Here is a 20,782-nt window from a genome sequence, read left to right as displayed (position 1 = left end):
AGCGAACTGCCTCTAGGGCAGTTCGCTTTTTCAGTGATATCCTAAATAGTCAAACTAATGCCGCCATCTTCACTAATTTCTAACGTCGAGTAGCTTTCAAAGGTACCCATATCGGTTATTTCATGCTTAACCGGGCTTGCAAAGCTTTCCATATATTGTTGATACACTTCTGGATTTTTCACAACATGATAATAATACACCTTCTTGCCATTAATCTCATCACTGCTTCTTAACAAAAAATCATCGCCAAATTCCTCTTTAAACCATGCTCTCGCTTCTTCATGACTCTTGAAATCTGGCATGCGCTCATAAATGGATGTTAGATCTAAGTTCATACTATATCCCCTTTCTTCTGGAATATAGTATTGACATTTTAGTGTCTTCTATCCATTGTGTTGCTAGATTTCAAAGATTGAGTATGCTGTTCGGATCGCTTAAGTTGTTGTTTCTAGGACAATGATTATTCTGTAGATGAATCTAAAACATTTACAATAAGTATAGCTTGCTACTATGTAAATGCTCCTGTTTTTATATCAGGAATTGACTGTTCAGCTTACTCAAAAAGATCCCAATGTGGGTTCCAAACGACTTCCCACAAATGACCATCGGGGTCTTGGAAGTGGCCAGAGTATCCTCCCCAAAACGTGTCGTGAGCGGGGTCTGTAATAGTAGCACCAGCACTTTTTGCCTGTTCCATTACCTGGTCAACTTCTTCTTTACTACTGACATTATGGCCAATCGTACATTCAGTAGGACTTGGTGGGGTTTGGTGAACGTTTGCCTCATGGGCAAGATCTTTGCGATTCCAAAGAGCAAGCTTCAAGCCTGCTTGAAATTCGAAAAAGGCAACGGCACCATGCTCAAATTCTTTCCCTACTATTCCTTGAGTTGGGAGACCTAAACCGTCACGGTAGAACGATACCGATCTTTCCAAGTCATCTACACCTAATGTAATAACTGTAATCCGTGGTTTCATAAAACGATGACACACCTCCGTATATATGGCAAAGGTTCTGTAGCAGATTGTTTCTCAAGCTTAGTAAGTTCGAAATCAAAGATAAAGTTAGTTGTAATTATATCAAATATGATCGAAGCTGTCTTACTTCGACTTTTTGGTAAGAAGATTGTCGAAAGAAAAGTGATCTTGATTTATGACCGCTATGCTTTATACGTGATAAAATTAGAATGATGATACGAAAAGGAGTGTTCTTACTTGAAAAAAATCAGATTAGGAAACAGTGATTTGCATGTAGGAGAAATTTCGTTAGGTTGCATGCGTATGGACAAGCTTTCGAAAAAAGAAGCAGCATATGTAATTGAAAATGCGATGGAGGCTGGCGTTGATCTATTCGATCACGCTGATATTTATGGTGGTGGAAAGTCAGAAGAAGTTTTTGCTGATGCGATTGATTTAAATTCATCTATTCGCGAAAAAATGATCATTCAGACAAAATGTGGAATTCGCAAAGGTTTTTTTGATTTTTCCAAAGAGCACATTCTGACATCAGTTGATGGCAGCCTAGAACGATTGAAGACAGATTATATTGATATTTTGCTTCTACATAGACCCGATGCATTGATGGAACCAGAAGAAGTAGCCGAAGCTTTCACGAAGTTAAAGGAAAGCGGGAAGGTTCGTCATTTTGGTGTTAGTAATCAACATCCAATGCAAATTAAATTATTGAAAAAGTATTTAAAAGAAGATTTGATTGTAAACCAACTGCAATTAAGCATCATGCATACACCTATGATTGATGCAGGTGTAAACGTAAACATGCAAAATGATGCATCTGTCGTTCGTGATAGTGGCATTCTTGAATATTGCCGTTTGCATGATATAACGATTCAAGCATGGTCACCGTTCCAATACGGCATGATCAATGGAGTATTTGTTGGCAATGACCAATTCCCAGAAGTAAATGCAAAATTACAGGAACTTGCTGAGAAAAAAGGTGTTACGGATTCAGCAATTGCGATTGCCTGGATTTTACGGCACCCTGCTAAGATTCAACCAGTCGTTGGAACAATGAACCCAGAGCGCTTAAAAGACATTGCTCAAGCTTCTGAAATTCAATTAACGAGAGAAGAATGGTATGAACTGTATCGCGCAGCAGGAAATAAATTACCGTAGAGTACTTGGCACGCCTCGAAGTTTGTCAAATGTACAAGCCCTGACTCGTGCTTCATATGTAGCGAATGAGGAAGGGTCAGGGAGGTTTTTTCTTAATTGTAGGCTCGCTTTAATTGGATACATTGTTAAAAACTATCAAAAAGATTAAGTAGGTGTAAAAGATGAAAATCATTGATATAAGTGTACCAATCTATGAGGGAATGCCAACGTATATGGACAATCAAGCGAACCAACCGAAAGTAAACACACAAACAAAAGGATACATAACAGATACGACACTACAGGTTAATATTCATACTGGCACACATGTAGATGCTCCACTTCACATGATGCAAAATGGTGAAACGATCGAAACAATCGGGCTTGAACAGCTCGTGCGTACTTGTAAGGTTATGGACTTAACCAATGTACATGATTGCATTACTGCAGCTGATCTAGAGAAGCTTCCTATCGAGAAAAATGATTTCATCTTATTAAAAACGAAGAACTCATTAGGAGAAACATCTGCCGTTGACTTTGTGTTTCTAGCAGAGGACGGGGCACAGCTGCTAGTTGAAAAAGGAATTAATGGAGTTGGAATCGATACGCTTGGAATTGAAAGAAGCCAATCTGGGCACCCAACTCACAAGCTTCTATTTGCTAATGACATTATTATTGTAGAAGGGCTGCAATTAAACGATGTCGAAGAAGGAGAGTATATGATGGTTTGTGCGCCAATAAAGTTACTTAATACAGAGGCGGCTCCTGCCCGTGTATTCTTGGTGCCTGGTACACCTCGAAGTTTGTCGATATAAGTAAAGCGTTGTACAAAATAATAAATACTACTAAATGTGTAAGCGGTTGCTATGATTCTTTGAAATAAGTAAAATAAATATTGGAGGCGATAGTATGCAGAACTTTACGTTTCAAAATGGGACGAAGATTATTTTTGGGAAAGATCAAGAGCAGCTGGTTGGACAAGAAGCTGCTCAATATGGGAAAAAGCTTCTTTTGCATTATGGTGGAGGAAGCATTAAAGAAAGTGGATTGTACGATAGAGTTGTTCAGGCTGTTCTTGAGCAAGGAATTGAAATCATCGAACTAGGAGGAGTGCAGCCAAATCCACGAGTGAGTCTTGTAAGAGAAGGCGTTACACTTTGTAAGGAACATAACATTGACTTTATTCTAGCGATAGGAGGCGGAAGTGTGATTGATTCGGCCAAGGCGATTGCTGCTGGTGCGAATTATGACGGGGATGTTTGGGATTTCTTCACAGGAAAAAGTCCTGTAACAGACTGTTTACCGATTGGCGTTGTGTTAACGATTCCTGCAGCAGGTAGTGAAAGTAGTGCAGGTAGCGTCATTACAAATGAAGAGGGCGATTATAAGAGAGCTGTCGGACATGGGACGATGAGACCGAAATTTGCTATCTTAAATCCAGTTCTTACATATACATTGCCATCTTACCAAACAGCTTGTGGAATTACCGATATGATGGCACATATATTAGAAAGATATTTTACAAATGAAAAGAATGTGGAACTTACCGATCGCTTATGTGAAGCAACGTTAAAAACGATCATCAATAATGCGCATACTGTCATAGAAGATCCAACGAATTATGCAGCTAGAGCTGAGATTATGTGGGCAGGTACACTTGCACATAACGATTTATTAAACACGGGTAGGATTGGTGATTGGGGTAGCCATGATATCGAGCATGAGGTAAGTGGGATTTACGATATTGCGCACGGAGCTGGACTTGCGATTATCTTTCCAGCATGGATGAAATATGTGTATAAACACGATGTTAATCGCTTTGTTCAATTTGCGAACAGAGTATGGGATGTTGAAATTGACTTAAATGATTTAGAAAAAACAGCTTTAGCTGGTATTAAGGAAACAGAACAATTTTTCAGCTCAATTGGCATGCCAATCACACTAGCGGAAGCAAATGTTGGTGAGGAGCATTTTGAGGAAATGGCTAAGAAGGGTACGGAGCGAGGTCCACTTGGTAATTTTATTAAGCTGCAAGAGGACGATGTGTTTGAAATTTATCAATTAGCAAAGTAAGAAATAAGACCTCGTTTGTAAACGAGGTCTTATTTTCCTGTTCTAGCGTACAAGGTGATTGTATGGCTAGTAAGCGAGCTGCAACGGCGACTAAACACAACATTACGGATAGTGATGAGCAAGTTATGGCGAGTAAACAAAGAGATATGGCGAGTAATATGCAATCCTCTCTTTGTCTCTTGCATAATTCAGCCTACCGAATTTGTCCGTTTCCTGTAATGCACAATTTGGTAGTTGTTAGTGCGGGTAACCCCATTGGTCCACGAGCATGTAGTTTTTGAGTGGATATCCCAATTTCTGCTCCATAACCTAAAGCACTACCATCGGTAAATCGTGTAGAGGCGTTTTGATAAACAGCAGCAGCGTCAACGCCTTGCATAAATTGGTCTGCTGCAGTTTGATTTTCGGTAATGATCGCCTCTGAATGCTTCGTTCCGTATTTTTCAATATGGTCAATTGCTTCTTGGATGTCATTGACCACTTTTAAAGCAAGGTCTAAACTTAAGTATTCTTCAGCCCAGTCTTTTTCTTCAGCCTTGACAGCACCTGGAATGGCCTGCATGACTTCTTCATCCCCATGAACAACGACCTTATATTCATTTAGCTTTGAAATTAAAGAATCTTTATGATTTGTAAACCAATCTCTATGAATAATGACGGTTTCTAAAGCGTTACAGACAGCTGGACGATCAGTCTTTGCATTGATAAGAATATTTAATGCTTTTTCTACATCTGCTTCTTTATCAATATAAATATGGACATTTCCAACTCCAGTCTCGAGTACAGGAATGGTTGCTTTTCTTACAACGGTCTCAATTAATGAACCTCCACCTCTAGGAATTAAGACATCAATATGTTCTTTTAATGTAAAAAGCTGTTCCGTCGCATTTCTGTCCGTACTAGCAATAAATTGTACAGCATCTACAGGTATTTTCGTTTTCTCGAGAGCTCGATGAATAACGGAAATAATCGCTTTATTTGAAAACAGGGCAGAAGATCCACCTTTTAAGACAATGGCATTACCAGATTTTAAGGAAAGTCCTGTTGCATCAACGGTTACATTTGGTCTCGCTTCATAAATCATTCCAATAACACCAAGCGGAACACGTATTTTCTTGACATTTAAGCCATTTTCTAAAGTCCATTCCGAGAGAATGTCCCCAACAGGATCATCCAATTTTGCTACTTCTCTGAGTCCTTCTGCAAAATCATTCACACGCTCTTTCGTTAAGCGAAGTCGGTCCATGAAGGCACTATCGAAATTGTTTTCTGTCCCTTTTGTTAAATCCTTTTGATTTTCCTCTAAGATAAATGCGTACTCTTTTTCTAATTCATCTGCAATGATCAGTAAAGCTTCATTTTTATCAGCGGTTGACAAAATACTTAGTGGTTTTCCCGCTTTTTGTGCTTTTTGTGCCTGCTCTTTTACATTTACTTCAGTACTGCTTTCTGTAATCAAGAAAATCTCTCCTTTGTAAGTTAATGAGGTGCTGTTATATTCGTGTGGCACACGAAGTCATCTTGACTAATCGCTTCACTCTTCGTCACTTTTATATGGTCTGGAATATCTCTTAGTTTGAGTCTTTTAATTTCTCGGAGCTGGTCAGCAGAGTAGTTAATGACACCGCGTCCGACTTCGTCTCCGTTCAAATGTCGGATAATAACAACATCGCCGCAATCAAACGTTCCCTTCACTTCTCGAACCCCTTGTGGCAGCAGGTGGCTTTGTTCTTCGGTGATTGCTACACGGGCACCATCATCAATGATAACTTCCCCTTTTGTGCCTGAATTAAAGGCAATCCAATGCTGTCTTACATCAAGATCTTCTTGGTCAGCGTTCGGTTTAAAATAAGTTCCTTTTGCCTTGTGGTTCACGGCATCAAATAGAATATTCGGTTTAATGGCATCACCGATAAATGTTTCAATTCCTGCAGCTAATGATATTTTGACTGCTTCTATTTTAGAGCCCATTCCACCTGTTCCAACGTCACTATCTGAATCTCCAGCCGCCGCTTCTATCTCGGGGGTAATTTCATGAACGATCTCTAGGAGTTTAGCGTCTGGATTTGTTCTCGGGTTATCGTCGTAGAGGCCGTCAATATCCGATAAAATAATTAGCTGATCTGCTTCAACCAAACCCGCGACTTTCGCTGATAACGTATCATTATCACCAAATTTTAATTGTTTAATCGTAATGGTGTCATTCTCGTTTACAATTGGAACGGCTCCACGTTCAAGCAGGACTTGTATCGTATTCCGGGCGTTCATATAACGCTTTTGATCTAAAAAGTCACTGCGAGTAATTAAAATTTGTGAAGCAACATATCCATGAGAGCCGAACCTTTCAGAGTAAGCTTCCATTAAAAGACATTGCCCGATCGAAGCAGCCGCCTGCTTCTCGGCGAGTTTGTCAGGGCGCTCGACAAAGCCAAGCTTTCGGTACCCTGCCGCAACGGCCCCCGAAGAGACCAAAACAAGTTCATGACCCTCATCTAAAATAAGAGCAATTTCATCGACTAAACGAACCAATTTTCGTAAACTAATTTCACCGTTTCGACTCGTTAATGAACTACTACCAATCTTGACTACTATTCGTTTTTTTTCTGTCATCTTTCCACCTCTAATTCAAAATATAAAAAAGTCATTTAATTGTGTTTGCGGGTACCGTCGACATCTCTTTCGTAATTTCTTTAGAGCGTTGTGCTGCACGGTTTATACAGTTCCTCATTGTCTCTTGGATTTGATTGTCCTCAAGCACTTTCAACCCAGCTTCGGTTGTTCCCCCGGGGCTTTTTACTTTTTGATAAAGTTCTCTGGGGGTGTGCCCCGAATTCTTCATTAGATCGACTGATCCTTGAATCATTTGTAAAATTAACGCTTCTCCAAGCTGTCGATCTAAATGAAGTTCATCTAATGAGTCAAACATAGCCTCTACTATGTAATACATGTACGCTGGACCACTGCCTGCAATGGCTGTAACGCTATCAACATCCTCTTCTTTCACCTGTCTAACCATCCCGACGGCTTGAAACAAGGATTCCGTTATTGTTAAATGTTCGTCTTTTACAGATTTTCCAGGAGCAAAGACTGTCGCAGAAGATCCAACTGCCGCTGACGTATTTGGCATCACGCGAATTACGGGGGCGTTGTGACCTAATAAGTATGAGATATAATCGGTAGTGATTCCAGCAAGTACGGAAATAAACAATTGATTTTCGCTCGTGTAAGATCGAATGGACTCAATCGCTTTTTGAACTCCTGCTGGTTTCATTGCGAGTATAACAACATTAGCTTCTGCTAATACATGTTCATGATTCGAACTGATTTGTACACCATATTTTTCTTTCAATTCAAGAAGTCTTTCCTCGTTTTGGCGGTTCGTAACAATAATATTTTCTGGGGACATTTTGTTTTGTTGTATGAGTCCAGAAAAAATCGCTTCAGCCATTGAACCTGCCCCAATAAAAGCTAGTTTATAGTTCTGTGTCACTAATATCATCTCCAGTTTTGTTAAGCTTGCCTTATGCAATTAAACCTATTTTGTCCAAGAACACCTAAATAATCAGAAAAAAACAGCAAGTATTAACCATAACATAGAATTCGACTAATGAAAAAAAGAGAGGCTTAATCGGTTCATTGATAAAAGATAAAACTCATGCAAAATGTTTACAAAACAACTTGTATTAAATAGGTGGAAGAAGTTTACACTACTTTATGATGCAAAAAGTTCCGATGAAATCTTGGATTTGCGAGTAGCTGGAATACCAGCCTAAGCAAGGTATACATAACCTAGCTTGATTATCTTCGGTAAGGGGGATGTTGTGATGAGTTTGAAAGGATACCCGGATGCACAAGGTTTATATCATCCTGAGAATGAACATGAAGCTTGTGGGATCGGAATGGTAGCAAATATTGACGGAACAAAAACACATGAAATCGTTGAAAATGCGATTACGATTTTATGTAATTTGGAGCATCGTGGAGGGCAATCGGCAGATATTAGTACTGGGGATGGCGCTGGAATCTTGACGCAAATTCCGCACTCTTTCTTTGAGAAACAATGTGAGAAAGAAAACATTATCCTTCCAGAAGAAGGCGGATACGGGATTGGCATGGTTTTTCTTCCTCAGGACCCAGAGGTTAGGAAGAAATTTCAAAAACAAATTAGAAACTTGATCGAAGAAGAGGGGCAAACCTTTCTTGGTTGGCGTACTGTTCCAGTGAATGATTCATTTGTTGGGGATTTAGCAAAAAAGTCAAAGCCGTTTATAAGGCAAATGTTTATTACTCCGTCAAGTGAAATTGTGGATCAAGATGATTTTGAAAGAAAATTATACGTAATCAGAAAAAGGTTAGAAAAGGAAGTTCCATCCACAGATAAAGAGCATCGTGAAGGCTTTTATATTTGCAGCTTGTCAACAAGAACGATTGTCTATAAAGGAATGTTAATTCCAGAACAATTGGATTCGTTTTATATTGATTTGAATCATCGTTACTTTAAGTCTGCATTAGCACTTGTTCATTCACGTTTTAGCACGAATACATTTCCTAGCTGGGAGAGGTCTCATCCGAATCGCTTAACGATTCACAATGGTGAATTTAATACGATTAAAGGAAATGTGAAGTGGATGCAGGCGAGAGAGGCCGAGTGTCAATCTGACAAGTTTAGCAGCAACGATGATCAAAAGCTCTATCCGGTGATTGACACGGAGGGCAGTGACTCCTCGATGTTTGATAACTGTTTTGAATTTCTACACTTATCTGGACGATCACTTGCTCATACAGCGATGATGATGATTCCGGAGCCTTGGGCACATGATGAAGAAATGGACCATGAAAAAAGAGCGTTCTACGAATATCATAGCTGTCTTATGGAACCATGGGACGGACCTGCAGCTGTCGTGTTTACTGATGGAAAACAAATTGGTGCGTGCCTTGACCGAAATGGGCTTAGACCAGCAAGATACTATGTAACAAAAGATGGGATGATTGTATTAGGCTCTGAAGTAGGTGCTTTAGATATTTTTGCTGAAGATATTGAAGTTAAAGACAGACTTCATCCTGGAAAAATGCTTCTTGTCGATTTAGAAAAGGGCCGAATTATTCCTGATGAAGAAATTAAGGGGCAAATCTCATCAGAGCACCCGTATCAAGATTGGTTAGCAAAGCACTTATTGCGCCTAGATGATTTACCAGAAGCAAGCAGTAAGAATTATTCATTGGAAGCAGAAGAACGGACGCAGCAACAGCTTGCATTTGGATATACGAATGAAGAGTTAAATAAAATTTTAAAGCCAATGGTAACAGACGGGAAAGATCCGGTTGGTTCAATGGGGTATGATTCCCCACTCGCGGTTTTATCAAAAAAACCACAGCTTCTCTACAACTACTTTAAACAATTGTTTGCACAAGTAACGAATCCACCGATTGATGCGATTCGTGAGGAGATTATTACATCCGTTATCACAACGATCGGACCAGAAAGAAACTTGCTAAAACCGGAACCAAAGAGTTGTAGTCAACTACAAATGGATACACCGATTTTGAGCAATCAGCAGCTGGCCAAGCTTCATTCATCAACGTTTCAGACAGAAAGACTTTCCATGCTCTTTTCTATTGAACGTGAAGATCCAGCTTTAGAAAATATATTGAGTGAACTCTTTAGACGAGCGGATGCGGCAATCGAGAGTGGAGCAACTTTGCTTGTTTTAACCGATAGAGGAGTTGATGCTAAACAGGCAGCCCTACCGGCATTGCTAGCTGTTTCTGGTTTGCATCATCACCTGATTCGAAGTGGAACCCGGTCTAAAGTCAGCATCTTAGTTGAGTCAGCTGAACCAAGAGAGGTTCATCATTTTGCAGCCTTGCTCGGATTCGGTGCAGAAGCGATCAATCCGTATTTAGCATATGAATCCTTGCAAGGGATGATCGAAAATGGCGACATACGTGATACATCCGTTGAAAAAGCGATTGATGTTTACAGAAAAGCGGCCACGGATGGCATCTTAAAAGTATTATCGAAAATGGGCATTTCGACGATTCAAAGTTATCGTGGTGCACAAATTTTTGAAGCGATTGGAATTCAACAAGACGTGATTGACAAATACTTTACAAAAACCGCGTCGCGCATCGGTGGAATTGGACTCGATATTATTGCAAAAGAAGTGATAATGAGGCATAAGAGAGCATTTGCTGTGCCAAGAGGTGAGAAGAAGTCATTAGAATCGGGTGATGATTTTCAGTGGCGCCAGGACGGGGAAGATCATCAATACAACCCAAAGACGATTCACCTGCTTCAACAAGCATGCAGAACAAATAACTACAAATTGTTCAAAGAATACTCATCCTTACTTACGGATACGAATCATAATTTACAATCAATTCGCGGATTGCTTTCCTTTAAGAAAAGAGAATCGATTCCGATTGATGAAGTGGAATCAATTGACGCGATTTGCAAAAGATTTAAAACGGGAGCCATGTCTTACGGATCTATCAGTCAAGAGGCTCATGAAGCCCTAGCGATTGCGATGAATCGAATCGGTGGGAAAAGCAACTCAGGAGAAGGTGGAGAAAACCCTGAGCGATATACACGTGATCCGAATGGGGACTTGCGTCGCAGTGCGATTAAACAAGTTGCTTCCGGACGGTTTGGAGTAAGTAGCTATTATCTCGTCAATGCAGATGAAATCCAAATAAAAGTAGCCCAAGGTGCAAAGCCGGGAGAAGGCGGTCATCTACCAGGAAAGAAAGTCTATCCATGGATTGCAGAAGTAAGGGGTTCTACTCCAGGAGTTGGTCTCATTTCACCACCTCCACATCATGACATTTATTCAATCGAGGATTTGGCCGAGCTCATTCATAATTTAAAAAATGCCAATCCAGCTGCTCGCATTAGCGTCAAGCTTGTATCAGAGGTAGGAGTGGGTACGATTGCCGCTGGTGTAGCGAAAGGAAGAGCAGACCTTGTGTTGATTAGTGGATATGACGGGGGAACCGGGGCTGCACCACGGACGAGCTTAAAGCATGCGGGACTACCTTGGGAAATTGGGCTTGCTGAAACGCATCAAACGTTGCTTTTAAATCGCCTCCGTGATCGTATTGTCGTTGAAACAGATGGAAAGATGATGACAGGGCGAGATGTTGTGATTGCTTCTTTACTAGGAGCGGAAGAGTTTGGATTTTCAACGGCACCATTGGTTGTTCTTGGCTGCATTTTAATGCGCGTCTGTCATTTGGATACATGTCCAGTAGGTGTGGCGACGCAGAATCCAGAGTTGCGGAAAAAATTTCCTGGCGAAGCGAAGCACGTAGCCAATTTTATGAGATTCATTGCCAGAGAAGTTCGAGAATTAATGGCTGAACTTGGGTTTAGAACGATAAATGAAATGATTGGTAGAACGGATGTATTAGAAGCCAATCAGGCAATTACTCATTGGAAAACGAAAGGGATTGACCTAAGCGCTCTATTATATCAACCAGATGTACCGAAACATGTAAGCCGATATGCAATAGTTGAACAAGTGCATGGCCTTGATAAAACGTTAGACAAGCAGGAATTAATCCCGTTGTGTATTGACGCGATTGAAAAGCAGGAACCGGTTGAAGCGACGTTTTCGATTCGCAATATTAACCGTGTGGCAGGAACGATGCTTGGGAGTGAAATTACGAAACGGTATGGTGCTGCGGGATTGCCGGAGGATACGATTCGTTTGACTTGTAAAGGGTCGGCTGGACAAAGTTTTGCTGCATTTATCCCACCTGGGTTAACGATGAGACTGATTGGAGATGCAAACGACTTTTTAGGGAAAGGATTATCTGGAGGAAAGATTATTGTCCATCCTTCGCGCAAAAGTACTTTTATTGCAGAAGAGAACATCATTGTCGGGAATGTTTCCTTTTACGGAGCAACCGCAGGTGAGGCATATATCAACGGCATTGCAGGAGAACGTTTCTGTGTTAGAAATAGTGGGGCAAATGTCGTCGTGGAAGGTGTCGGAGACCATGGATGTGAGTACATGACAGGCGGCAAGGTCGTTGTTCTTGGGGCAACGGGAAAGAACTTTGCAGCAGGAATGTCAGGTGGAGTCGCTTATGTGTTAAATGAAACAGGTGACTTTAAAGGAAAGTGCAATCAAGAACAAATTATTCTCGACCACGTTGACGATGAGGAGGAACTTGCGTCGGTTTATCGCATGATTGAACAACATGTCAATTACACAAATAGTCCATATGGAAAACGAGTGTTAGATGACTGGGAAAAGATGAAAGAACTACTGATACGAGTCATTCCAAAAGATTATTTAGAGATGCAAGAGCGAATTGGACGCTACGAAGCAAGTGGTTTAAGCAAATATAGGGCAGCGCTTAAGGCTTTTGAAGACGGCAAAAAAGCAGTGAATCAAATAAAAGATGGAGGGTGAACGATGGGAAAGCCAACTGGTTTTATCGATTATCAAAGGAAAACTAGGCCCGAACGTGACCCTAAAACACGTATCAACGATTGGGACGATTACACATTACGGCTAGAAGAAACTGAACTAAAAGAGCAAGGTGCTCGTTGCATGGATTGCGGGATTCCAACCTGTCATACAGGCACAATGTTAAATGGGATGACATCAGGTTGTCCTGTTCACCACTTAATTCCTGAGTGGAACGACTTAGTGTATCAAGGTCAATGGCAAGAAGCGTTAAAACGTGAGCACAAAATGAATAACTTTCCTGAGTTTACAGGGCTAGCTTGTCCGGCTCCTTGTGAAGGGGCCTGTGTTCTCGGAATAAATGAGCCTGCTGTTGCCATTCGTTCCATTGAGTTAGAAATTGTTGAAAAAGGATTTAAGGAAGGCTGGGTAAAGCCTGAGCCTCCAGAGAGTCGAACCGATAAAAAAGTAGCAGTTGTCGGTTCTGGACCAGCTGGTCTAGCGTGCGCGGCCCAACTTAATAAAGCGGGGCATAACGTCACCGTGTTTGAACGTAATGATCGAATTGGCGGATTGTTAACCTATGGAATTCCTGAAATGAAACTTCCATATGCAGTCGTCGAACGGCGGGTCAATCTTTTAAAAGAAGAAGGAATTACCTTTGTAACGAATACAGAAGTAGGCAAAGATTATCCAGTTTCTAAGCTTCAGAATGAGTTTGACTCAATCATTCTTTGTGGCGGGGCAACAAAACATCGTGATCTAGAGGTCGAAGGAAGAGAGTTAAAAGGGATTCATTATGCAATGGACTTCCTTCATGCCAATACTAAGAGCTTATTGGACTCCAACCTTGAAGATGGCAAGTATTTATCAGCAAAAGACAAAAATGTCGTCGTCATCGGTGGAGGCGATACGGGAACGGATTGTTTAGCTACCTCAGTTAGACATAAATGCAAAAGCCTGACCCAGTTTGATATTTACGAAAAGAAAGGGGATGTTAGGCCGGATAACAACCCTTGGCCGCAATGGCCGATCATTCACCGTGTGGAGTACGGGCAAAAAGAAGCGGCGGCTGTGTTTGGCAAAGATCCGCGTGCATATGCGGTGATGACAAAAAAGTTTGTTGGAGACGAGAACGGTCATGTAAAAGAAATTCACACAATTGACGTTGAAACGACAACAGATGAACATGGTAGACGGACTCGAAACGAAATTCCTGGTACAGAGAAAGTGTGGCCAGCCGAGCTGGTCCTACTTGCAATTGGCTTTAATGGCCCAGAGCAAGGTCTTATTCAAACATTGCAAGTGGAAACAGATGAACGTACAAATGTGAAAGCCGAATATGGAAAGTATCAAACAAATATTGAAGGCGTCTTTGCAGCTGGCGATATGCGTCGTGGCCAAAGTCTTATCGTTTGGGCAATCAATGAAGGAAGAGAAGCTGCAAGAGAGTGTGATAAATACTTAATGGGAGAAACGAGCCTTCCTTAAAGGTGATTGTGCGGTCTGACTTTTAGATCGATAATCTCTTGCGACATTATTAACCGAAAGACCCACCTTTTTAGGTGGGTTTTCTCGAGTGAAAAAGGATTGAATCACGATGATACAGTTAGCAATAATGTGTATATAACTGGCTCTTTTGGTACCAGATACTTCAATTTGAGGAATGATAATATTTAACACCTCGACTTCCATTCTCTCATCAAGTAATTCAATTGTGTTTGCCTCGATCATTACTCCAAGTCGATTACTATCGTCAACGAGATAGCGTGGTGCCTTTCTCGCAAACGAAATAGAAACCTTTCACTTTCCCTAATTCGCCACCTGTTATTCGAACAATGTAAGGTTATATTGAACTGGTTTTGAAAAGAATAATAATTTCCTCCTTTAACGTGGCTACTTTTTGAATCGACTTTACAGAAGAAGTAAACATTGAGTCATCTGCTTTACTATTTTGTTAGCTTGTTGTTAGTTTGAGGGGTGGTATAATGTGTGAATGAGTAAGACCTTAAGTAAAAGATAGATAACAACCACGATGAAGCATGATAATGCATATGCTATTCACATGTTGGAAAAATAAATAATAACGCAAAATACATAATAAATGAGGGTACTTCATGAGTAATAACGGTTTTAATGATTACAAAGTAAGTGAAGACATTGTAAAAGCGCTACATAGTTTGAACTATAAAATTCCGACAGAAGTTCAAGCAAAAGTTATTCCAATCGCGCTTGAAAAAAAGGATCTTGTCGTGAAATCACAAACAGGTAGTGGCAAGACAGCTTCGTTTGGGATCCCTATTTGTGAGATGGTTGAGTGGGGAGAAAATAAGCCCCAGGCATTAATTCTTACACCTACACGAGAACTAGCTGCACAGGTGAAAGAGGATATTACAAACATAGGAAGATTTAAACGAATTAATGCAACGGCTCTTTATGGAAAACAACCTTTTGATAGGCAGAAGTTAGAGCTGAAGCAAAAGACACATGTCGTTGTGGGGACACCGGGACGCGTACTAGATCACATTCAAAAAGGGACACTCCCTTTAGGGAAGCTACGTTATTTAATTATCGATGAAGCGGATGAAATGCTTAATATGGGCTTTATCGACCAAGTAGAAGCAATCATAAATGAACTACCAACAAACAGAGTAACGATGTTGTTTTCAGCGACGCTACCAAAGGATATTGAAAGTCTTTGTCAAAAATATATGAAAGCCCCAATTGAGATTGAAATTGCAGCGAGTGGGTTAACAACAGATAAGATCGAGCACGTACTTATAGAAGTAAACGAGAATGATAAACTTTCCCTTTTAAAAGATATTTCCATTGTGGAAAATCCTGATAGCTGTATTGTTTTTTGCCGAACACAAGAGCAAGTAAATCATGTGTTTAATCAATTAGATCGTGACGATTACCCGTGTGACAAACTACATGGTGGAATGGTACAAGAAGACCGGTTTGATGTTATGAATGATTTCAAGAGAGGTAGATTCCGGTACTTAGTCGCAACTGATGTTGCAGCAAGAGGGATCGACATCGAAAATATTACCCATGTCATTAATTATGACCTCCCGTTAGAAAAAGAAAGCTATGTGCATCGAACAGGAAGAACAGGACGTGCGGGTCATACAGGAAAAGCGATTACTTTTGCGACTCCGAATGAAAAAAGACATGTTGCTGAAATAGAAGCATATATTGGATTTGAACTACCGAAATCAAATGCTCCATCCAAAGTTGAGGTAGCTAGAAAAAAAGCTGCGTTTGAAGAGAAAATTCAAGCTAAACCTGAGATTAAAAAAGAAAAAAGTGCGCAATTAAACAAAGACATTATGAAGCTTTATTTCAATGGAGGCAAGAAAAAGAAAATCAGAGCGGTCGATTTCGTCGGAACAATTGCCAAAATTTCAGGTGTGACTGCAGATGACATCGGAATTATTACCATTCAGGAAAATGTTTCGTACGTAGATATCTTAAACGGCAAAGGACCGATTGTCTTACAAGCAATGAAGCAAACGACAATCAAAGGGAAATTGTTAAAAGTACACAAGGCAAAAAGGTCTTAACAATAGATATTCCCTATGTAAAGGATGAGTAAAATGGAAGACAAAGTCTTAATTGTTGAAGGGAAAAATGACCGTAAGCGAGTCAAGGAAGTTCTTAATGAACCTGTAGAAATCATTTGTACATATGGGACGTTAAGTGATGAGAAGCTTGAGACATTAATTCTACCAATTGAAGACCATGATGTCTTTATCCTTGTTGATGCCGATGAAGCAGGAGAAAGCTTGAGGAAACAGCTAAAAAGGGAATTGCCAAATTCCACACATTTGTACACAAAGAAGGAATATGGTCAAGTTGAGACGACCCCTTTTGAATATCTTGCGGATGTGTTGAGGGGGCATTTTGAGGTGAAGGAAACGGGGCAGGAAAGTAAATTCTGACTAACGGCTTCGTACTTATCATAGTTTACAGGAGGAAAGGGTATGCATTTTTGACATGCATACCCCTTTTTGCTGAAAAGTTTAGGACTAAATTCAAACCGATTTTTCTACCATTCCTTTGGCTCATAGTTTAGATCATTAAATAATTGAGTGCGTTCTTTCTTTGATAGATCTCTCCATTGCCCAACTGGAAGGTTTCCTAAGTGAATGTTCATGATTCGAGTTCTCTGCAGTCTGAAAACGTCGTAGCCTAACGCCTCACACATACGACGAATTTGACGATTTAATCCTTGTGTTAATATGATTTGAAAATCATATTTTGACAACTGCCTTACTTCACAAGGGAGTGTTTTTGTTCCTAATATTTCTACTCCTTCTGACATTTTTTTGATAAACTCTTGAGTAATTGGCCTGTCCACGGAAACGATGTATTCTTTTTCATGCTTATTTTCGGCACGCAATATTTCGTTTACAATATCACCATCGTTCGTAAGGAGTATTAAGCCATCAGAATCTTTATCTAATCGTCCGATATTGAAGATTCGTAAAGGATGATTGACTAAATCAATAATATTCCCCTTCACCTTTTTTTCAGTTGTGCTCGTAATGCCAACTGGTTTATTTAAGGCAATATAAACATTATTTCTGGCTACCCGGATAGGAGCTCCATTTACTCGAACATCATCGCCAGGTTCGACTTGGCTACCTATTTCTGCACGTTTTCCATTAATCGTGACTCTACCTTCACTAATTAGTTTATCTGCACCTCGTCTTGAGGATTTTCCAGACTCGCTTATATATTTATTAATACGCATTTGAACCACACCCTTACGTGGAGGATTGTTTTCTTAGAATACCTAACTATAGCCTTCTTTTCAAGGTCTAATCATAGTGATCCTTAACATTATAGTCGAACTTAATGATTACATAAGAAAAACTCTAGCATAAAAGCAAAAGGGAAGAGACAAAATAAAAAAGAATGTCTTATAAATTTACTAGGGGTGGCAATGATGGACGTCGAGAAAAAAGAACAAAACCAACAGCCGGTGCAAACTACCACTGACGAACAAATACAATCGTCAGTCAATCAAAAAGCAAAAGAAGGCGGAAAAACAGCTCAAAATGACGGATTTCGTTATGATTATGACGACTCTTCTGATGTGTGAGGAATAATCGACCTATTCTAAATGTTGATAGCGAACAGGGAAAAGAACTGTTCGCTATTATTTATTTTGTTTCTTGACTGGGTTATGAAACCTTTCGGATTTGAAGAAGGAAAAAAGTACCCAACAATCATTGAAATTCATGGCGGACCACATGTGATGTATGCAAATACATATTTCCATGAATTCCAAACACTAGCTGCAAAAGGAGTTGTTGTCGTATTTACGAATCCTCGTGGAAGTCATGGCTATGGGCAAGCATTTGTTGATGCAGTAAGAGGTAAACGGATAAAGCTCTTACTAAATGAATATACATTGACTTAAAGGTTATTCAACGTTTTGTAAAGGATGATTGAGAGGAGATAAAAAAATGATTAGTAGATTGGTTGTAGAAGAACGGCGCTCATCGATAGTGGAAAATTATCATCCTATTAATTATGTAATCTTAAATAAACAGAAAGAGATCAAGTATTCATCAGGGGATATAGAATCGCCTGTTTATTTTCGTTCAGCAGCAAAACCTTTACAAGCGATACCAGCCTTTCTTGCAGGTGCTCCTAAAGCATATCATTTAACCGAGAACGAAGCCGCATTATTTTGTGCCTCTCATCGTGGAGAAAACATACACCAGAAACAGTTAAGAAGACTAATAGGTAAACTCAAAATATCAGAAGAAAGATTGGTCTGTAATCACAGCTATCCCCTTAATACGAAGCCGAAAGAAGAACTTATTTGGAGGAGGGAAAAAAAGAGACGGTTATTGCATAACTGTTCAGGCAAGCACGCTGGAATGATTGCAGCATCTAGACTAAATGGATGGGATGAGAATGGATATGAAAAGGAAAACCATCCCCTCCAGAAACAAATTCATCACATAATTAAAGAGTTATCAGAATGTAGGGACGGTGATATGATAGTTGGTCTTGATGGTTGTGGTGTCCCAACTTTAGCGATTCCACTTTATAATTTAGCTTTAACCTATTTGAAATTTGTTTGTCTGGAATATGTCTCGGATCCGTTATTAAAAGGAGGGATAGAAGAAGTGGGCAGGGTCATGAATCAAGCTCCTGAAATGATTGCATCAAACAAATTTATTTGCACTGAACTATTACGTGATTCTAATATCATTGCAAAAGGAGGTGCTGAAGGGGTATATACATTTGCACTCAGAAAGGAAAAGGTTAGTATTGCGCTAAAAGTAACCAGTGGATCTGAGGTTGTATGGCCAATAGTTATTACGCATATTTTAGAAAAACTATCGTATTCCAATGTAGATACCATTACGCGTTTAAAGGAGACATTTCCGGCTATTCGGTTTAATGACGCAGGTGCAAAAACGGGGTATTTGACTGTAAGAGAGGAAGTTTATTGAAATGATAGAAGTTATTGTCCAATCTAAAGATGAACACACTTGATATATCGTCTCATTATCAGAAGTTAATCCACCATATTTTAGCAAGGAACTCGGTGGGGCAGGTATTGTGTTTGGAGGATTAACAGAAAGAGGAGATTTAGATGAGCAGTTATTACTTGAAGTGATACGAGAAGCAGGTTCATTACCTATTACGTTTCATCGTGCAATAGATGACGTAGAAGATCCAATAAAAATCCTAAAAAAGTTAGTAAAGTTTACTCCAGTTAAAAGAGTTCTAACCTCAGGTGGTAAATCTACTGCACTAGAGGGAATCAAAATTTTACATGAGATGATGAAAATAGAAAATCTCTATCACGGCCCTATGATTATGCAATTCAAATAATTATTACCTCTTAATTCATCTATTTATTAAGTATACGAACATTTCAAGGATTTCTATATCCGACCTTATTATGAGAATCCAGGTAGGGAAAGTAGTTCATAACGGTAAATCAAAATTACTTACGTGGTGCGATTGTAGGTCATGGGGATATTAATATTCGTGAAGTAATAAAAATAGTAAAGAACTCAGGATATGACGGTTTCATCACTGTCGAGTTTAAAGGCAAGGGGCATTTGCCCCTTGCCTTTTCGCATAATTAATTAAAAAGTATACGCAGATCCTACAATGACAAGCAGGATAAATAACACAACAATTAACGTGAAGCTAGTTCCAGTAACGTGACTCATTAAGAATTCCTCCTTTTTGAGTGAGTACACCATATACCTATGTTTGAAGCAGAACATTGGGTGGGCATTTGTCCATAGTTGAAAGAAAATGGGCGGAGAGAGGAGATGAATAATAGCAAAAAGTGAGCAATGGCGAGTAAATAGAAAGTTATGGCTAGAAAGGATTGAGTTATGGCGAGTAAAGAGTGAGATACGGCGAATTTGTATGGAAAGATTCGAAGTAAGAGCTAAATTTATGCAGTAAAAAGCCAGTATCTAACTAAGACACTGGTCTTGACTATTTATTTTTTTTGAATCTCGCAACCATCATCATCGCAAGCCGCACCGTCTTGTTCGTTCCCGTCCGTCAATAGATCATCTTGTTCAATAATCTGTTGCAAGGATTGTACGAACGTTTCACTTGATTGGGCGCCAGTAACAGCATACTTTTTATTAATAAGGAAAAACGGGATACTGCGGATGCCATATTGTTCTGCTTTACGTTCATCTTGGCGAACGGCATCACTAAAGTCATTACTAGCGAGCATGTCTGCCACCGCTTCTTGATTTAATCCAACATCCCCCGCTAACTCGGTTAAGGTTGAATGATTTCCGATATGCTTTGACTCAGTGTAGTAGGCACGTAATAAACGCTCAGTCATTTCATGCATCTGGCCTTTTGTTCTTGCGAATGCGACCAAACGGTGCGCATCAAACGTATTGGTTAAAATCTGTGTATCAAAGCGGAAGTCTAATCCAACCTCCTGTGCCATTTGTTCCATGTTATTACAATTGGCTTTTGCCTGTTCTAAACTCATTCCGTATTTAGAGGCTAATTTTTCATAAATGTTATAGCCTGCATCTCGTTCTATTGAAGGATCTAACTCAAACGAGCGATACTCTACTTTGACAGGGTGTCCAATTTTTTGAAGTGCGTCCTCCAGACGCTTTTTGCCAATATAGCAAAATGGTCAAGCGAAATCTGTCCACAT

General features: G+C 39.9%; 19 protein-coding genes and 2 pseudogenes. 12 read left to right on the top strand and 9 right to left on the bottom strand.

What is annotated here, in order from left to right; translation table 11 throughout:
• Window positions 1-41: 41 nt before the first annotated feature.
• Window positions 42-335 carry a hypothetical protein gene (locus SLH51_RS07030; RefSeq protein WP_335960200.1) on the bottom strand — a complete coding sequence of 98 codons (294 nt, stop codon included), beginning with the start codon at window positions 333-335 and terminating at the stop codon, window positions 42-44.
• Window positions 336-553: 218 nt separating this feature from the next.
• Window positions 554-976 carry a VOC family protein gene (locus SLH51_RS07025; RefSeq protein WP_335960198.1) on the bottom strand — a complete coding sequence of 141 codons (423 nt, stop codon included), beginning with the start codon at window positions 974-976 and terminating at the stop codon, window positions 554-556.
• A gap of 237 nt (window positions 977-1,213) precedes the next feature.
• Here SLH51_RS07025 and SLH51_RS07020 point away from each other — a divergent pair, with 237 nt between their 5' ends.
• From SLH51_RS07020 to SLH51_RS07010, 3 genes are all read left to right on the top strand, one after another.
• Window positions 1,214-2,131 carry an aldo/keto reductase gene (locus SLH51_RS07020; protein WP_335960196.1) on the top strand — a complete coding sequence of 306 codons (918 nt, stop codon included), beginning with the start codon at window positions 1,214-1,216 and terminating at the stop codon, window positions 2,129-2,131.
• Window positions 2,132-2,292: 161 nt separating this feature from the next.
• Complete coding sequence (locus SLH51_RS07015; protein WP_335960194.1) at window positions 2,293-2,925, top strand: cyclase family protein; 633 nt, start codon at window positions 2,293-2,295, stop codon at window positions 2,923-2,925.
• 94 nt (window positions 2,926-3,019) lie between these two features.
• A complete protein-coding gene (locus SLH51_RS07010) occupies window positions 3,020-4,183 on the top strand; it encodes an iron-containing alcohol dehydrogenase (RefSeq protein WP_335960192.1) in 1,164 nt (387 codons plus the stop codon).
• Between the two features lie 193 nt (window positions 4,184-4,376).
• Here the strand turns inward: SLH51_RS07010 and SLH51_RS07005 are convergent, their stop codons facing one another.
• The 3 genes from SLH51_RS07005 to proC are packed head-to-tail and all read right to left on the bottom strand — an operon-like array spanning window position 4,377 to window position 7,682.
• Window positions 4,377-5,648, bottom strand: a complete 1,272-nt coding sequence (locus SLH51_RS07005; RefSeq protein WP_335960334.1) for a glutamate-5-semialdehyde dehydrogenase — start codon at window positions 5,646-5,648, stop codon at window positions 4,377-4,379.
• 14 nt (window positions 5,649-5,662) lie between these two features.
• The gene (gene proB / locus SLH51_RS07000; protein ID WP_335960191.1) at window positions 5,663-6,793 is read right to left on the bottom strand and encodes a glutamate 5-kinase; all 1,131 of its coding nucleotides are present in this window, start codon (window positions 6,791-6,793) and stop codon (window positions 5,663-5,665) included.
• Window positions 6,794-6,824: 31 nt separating this feature from the next.
• On the bottom strand, window positions 6,825-7,682 hold the full coding sequence (gene proC, locus SLH51_RS06995) for a pyrroline-5-carboxylate reductase (protein ID WP_335960333.1): 858 nt from the start codon (window positions 7,680-7,682) through the stop codon (window positions 6,825-6,827).
• 325 nt (window positions 7,683-8,007) lie between these two features.
• On the opposite strand from proC, the gene gltB reads away from it, so the two are divergent.
• On the top strand, window positions 8,008-12,603 hold the full coding sequence (gltB, locus tag SLH51_RS06990; RefSeq protein ID WP_335960190.1) for a glutamate synthase large subunit: 4,596 nt from the start codon (window positions 8,008-8,010) through the stop codon (window positions 12,601-12,603).
• A 3-nt stretch (window positions 12,604-12,606) separates the two neighbouring features.
• On the top strand, window positions 12,607-14,091 hold the full coding sequence (locus SLH51_RS06985; protein WP_335960189.1) for a glutamate synthase subunit beta: 1,485 nt from the start codon (window positions 12,607-12,609) through the stop codon (window positions 14,089-14,091).
• Here the strand turns inward: SLH51_RS06985 and SLH51_RS06980 are convergent.
• The gene (locus SLH51_RS06980) at window positions 14,065-14,334 is read right to left on the bottom strand and encodes a hypothetical protein (RefSeq protein WP_335960188.1); all 270 of its coding nucleotides are present in this window, start codon (window positions 14,332-14,334) and stop codon (window positions 14,065-14,067) included. The two genes, SLH51_RS06985 and SLH51_RS06980, sit on opposite strands and share 27 nt — an antisense overlap.
• Window positions 14,335-14,717: 383 nt before the next feature.
• Between SLH51_RS06980 and SLH51_RS06975 the strand changes: the two genes are divergently transcribed.
• Together SLH51_RS06975 and SLH51_RS06970 are read left to right on the top strand one after the other, a co-directional pair.
• Window positions 14,718-16,166 carry a DEAD/DEAH box helicase gene (locus SLH51_RS06975; RefSeq protein ID WP_335960187.1) on the top strand — a complete coding sequence of 483 codons (1,449 nt, stop codon included), beginning with the start codon at window positions 14,718-14,720 and terminating at the stop codon, window positions 16,164-16,166.
• A gap of 33 nt (window positions 16,167-16,199) precedes the next feature.
• The gene (locus SLH51_RS06970; RefSeq protein ID WP_335960186.1) at window positions 16,200-16,544 is read left to right on the top strand and encodes a toprim domain-containing protein; all 345 of its coding nucleotides are present in this window, start codon (window positions 16,200-16,202) and stop codon (window positions 16,542-16,544) included.
• Window positions 16,545-16,651: 107 nt separating this feature from the next.
• Here SLH51_RS06970 and rluF read toward each other — a convergent pair whose 3' ends face one another.
• Entirely contained in the window at window positions 16,652-17,359 is a 708-nt protein-coding gene (gene rluF, locus SLH51_RS06965) for a 23S rRNA pseudouridine(2604) synthase RluF (protein ID WP_335960184.1), read from the bottom strand.
• Between the two features lie 195 nt (window positions 17,360-17,554).
• On the opposite strand from rluF, the gene SLH51_RS06960 reads away from it, so the two are divergent.
• The 5 genes and pseudogenes from SLH51_RS06960 to SLH51_RS06940 all read left to right on the top strand — a co-directional run.
• Complete coding sequence (locus SLH51_RS06960) at window positions 17,555-17,710, top strand: hypothetical protein (protein ID WP_335960183.1); 156 nt, start codon at window positions 17,555-17,557, stop codon at window positions 17,708-17,710.
• A 78-nt stretch (window positions 17,711-17,788) separates the two neighbouring features.
• Window positions 17,789-17,989, top strand: a pseudogene (locus SLH51_RS06955) (alpha/beta hydrolase family protein); the annotation flags it as partial.
• Window positions 17,990-18,077: 88 nt separating this feature from the next.
• Complete coding sequence (locus SLH51_RS06950) at window positions 18,078-19,079, top strand: asparaginase (protein WP_335960182.1); 1,002 nt, start codon at window positions 18,078-18,080, stop codon at window positions 19,077-19,079.
• A 46-nt stretch (window positions 19,080-19,125) separates the two neighbouring features.
• Window positions 19,126-19,464: a copper homeostasis protein CutC gene (locus tag SLH51_RS06945; RefSeq protein WP_335960332.1), complete on the top strand. Its 339-nt coding sequence runs from the start codon at window positions 19,126-19,128 to the stop codon at window positions 19,462-19,464.
• Window positions 19,465-19,503: 39 nt separating this feature from the next.
• Window positions 19,504-19,688: pseudogene (locus SLH51_RS06940) on the top strand (sugar phosphate isomerase/epimerase family protein); the annotation flags it as partial.
• Between the two features lie 36 nt (window positions 19,689-19,724).
• On the opposite strand, the gene SLH51_RS06935 reads toward SLH51_RS06940, so the two are convergent.
• On the bottom strand, window positions 19,725-19,811 hold the full coding sequence (locus SLH51_RS06935; protein ID WP_335960330.1) for a YjcZ family sporulation protein: 87 nt from the start codon (window positions 19,809-19,811) through the stop codon (window positions 19,725-19,727).
• Window positions 19,812-20,092: 281 nt separating this feature from the next.
• Complete coding sequence (locus SLH51_RS06930; RefSeq protein WP_335960328.1) at window positions 20,093-20,749, bottom strand: DsbA family oxidoreductase; 657 nt, start codon at window positions 20,747-20,749, stop codon at window positions 20,093-20,095.
• Between the last annotated feature and the right edge of the window lie 33 nt (window positions 20,750-20,782).

This window comes from Halalkalibacter kiskunsagensis (assembly GCF_037027555.1).
GTDB lineage: Bacteria > Bacillota > Bacilli > Bacillales > Bacillaceae_D > Halalkalibacter > Halalkalibacter kiskunsagensis.
Note: the sequence above shows the minus strand (reverse complement) of the source record. Positions and strands in the feature narration are given on the sequence as shown.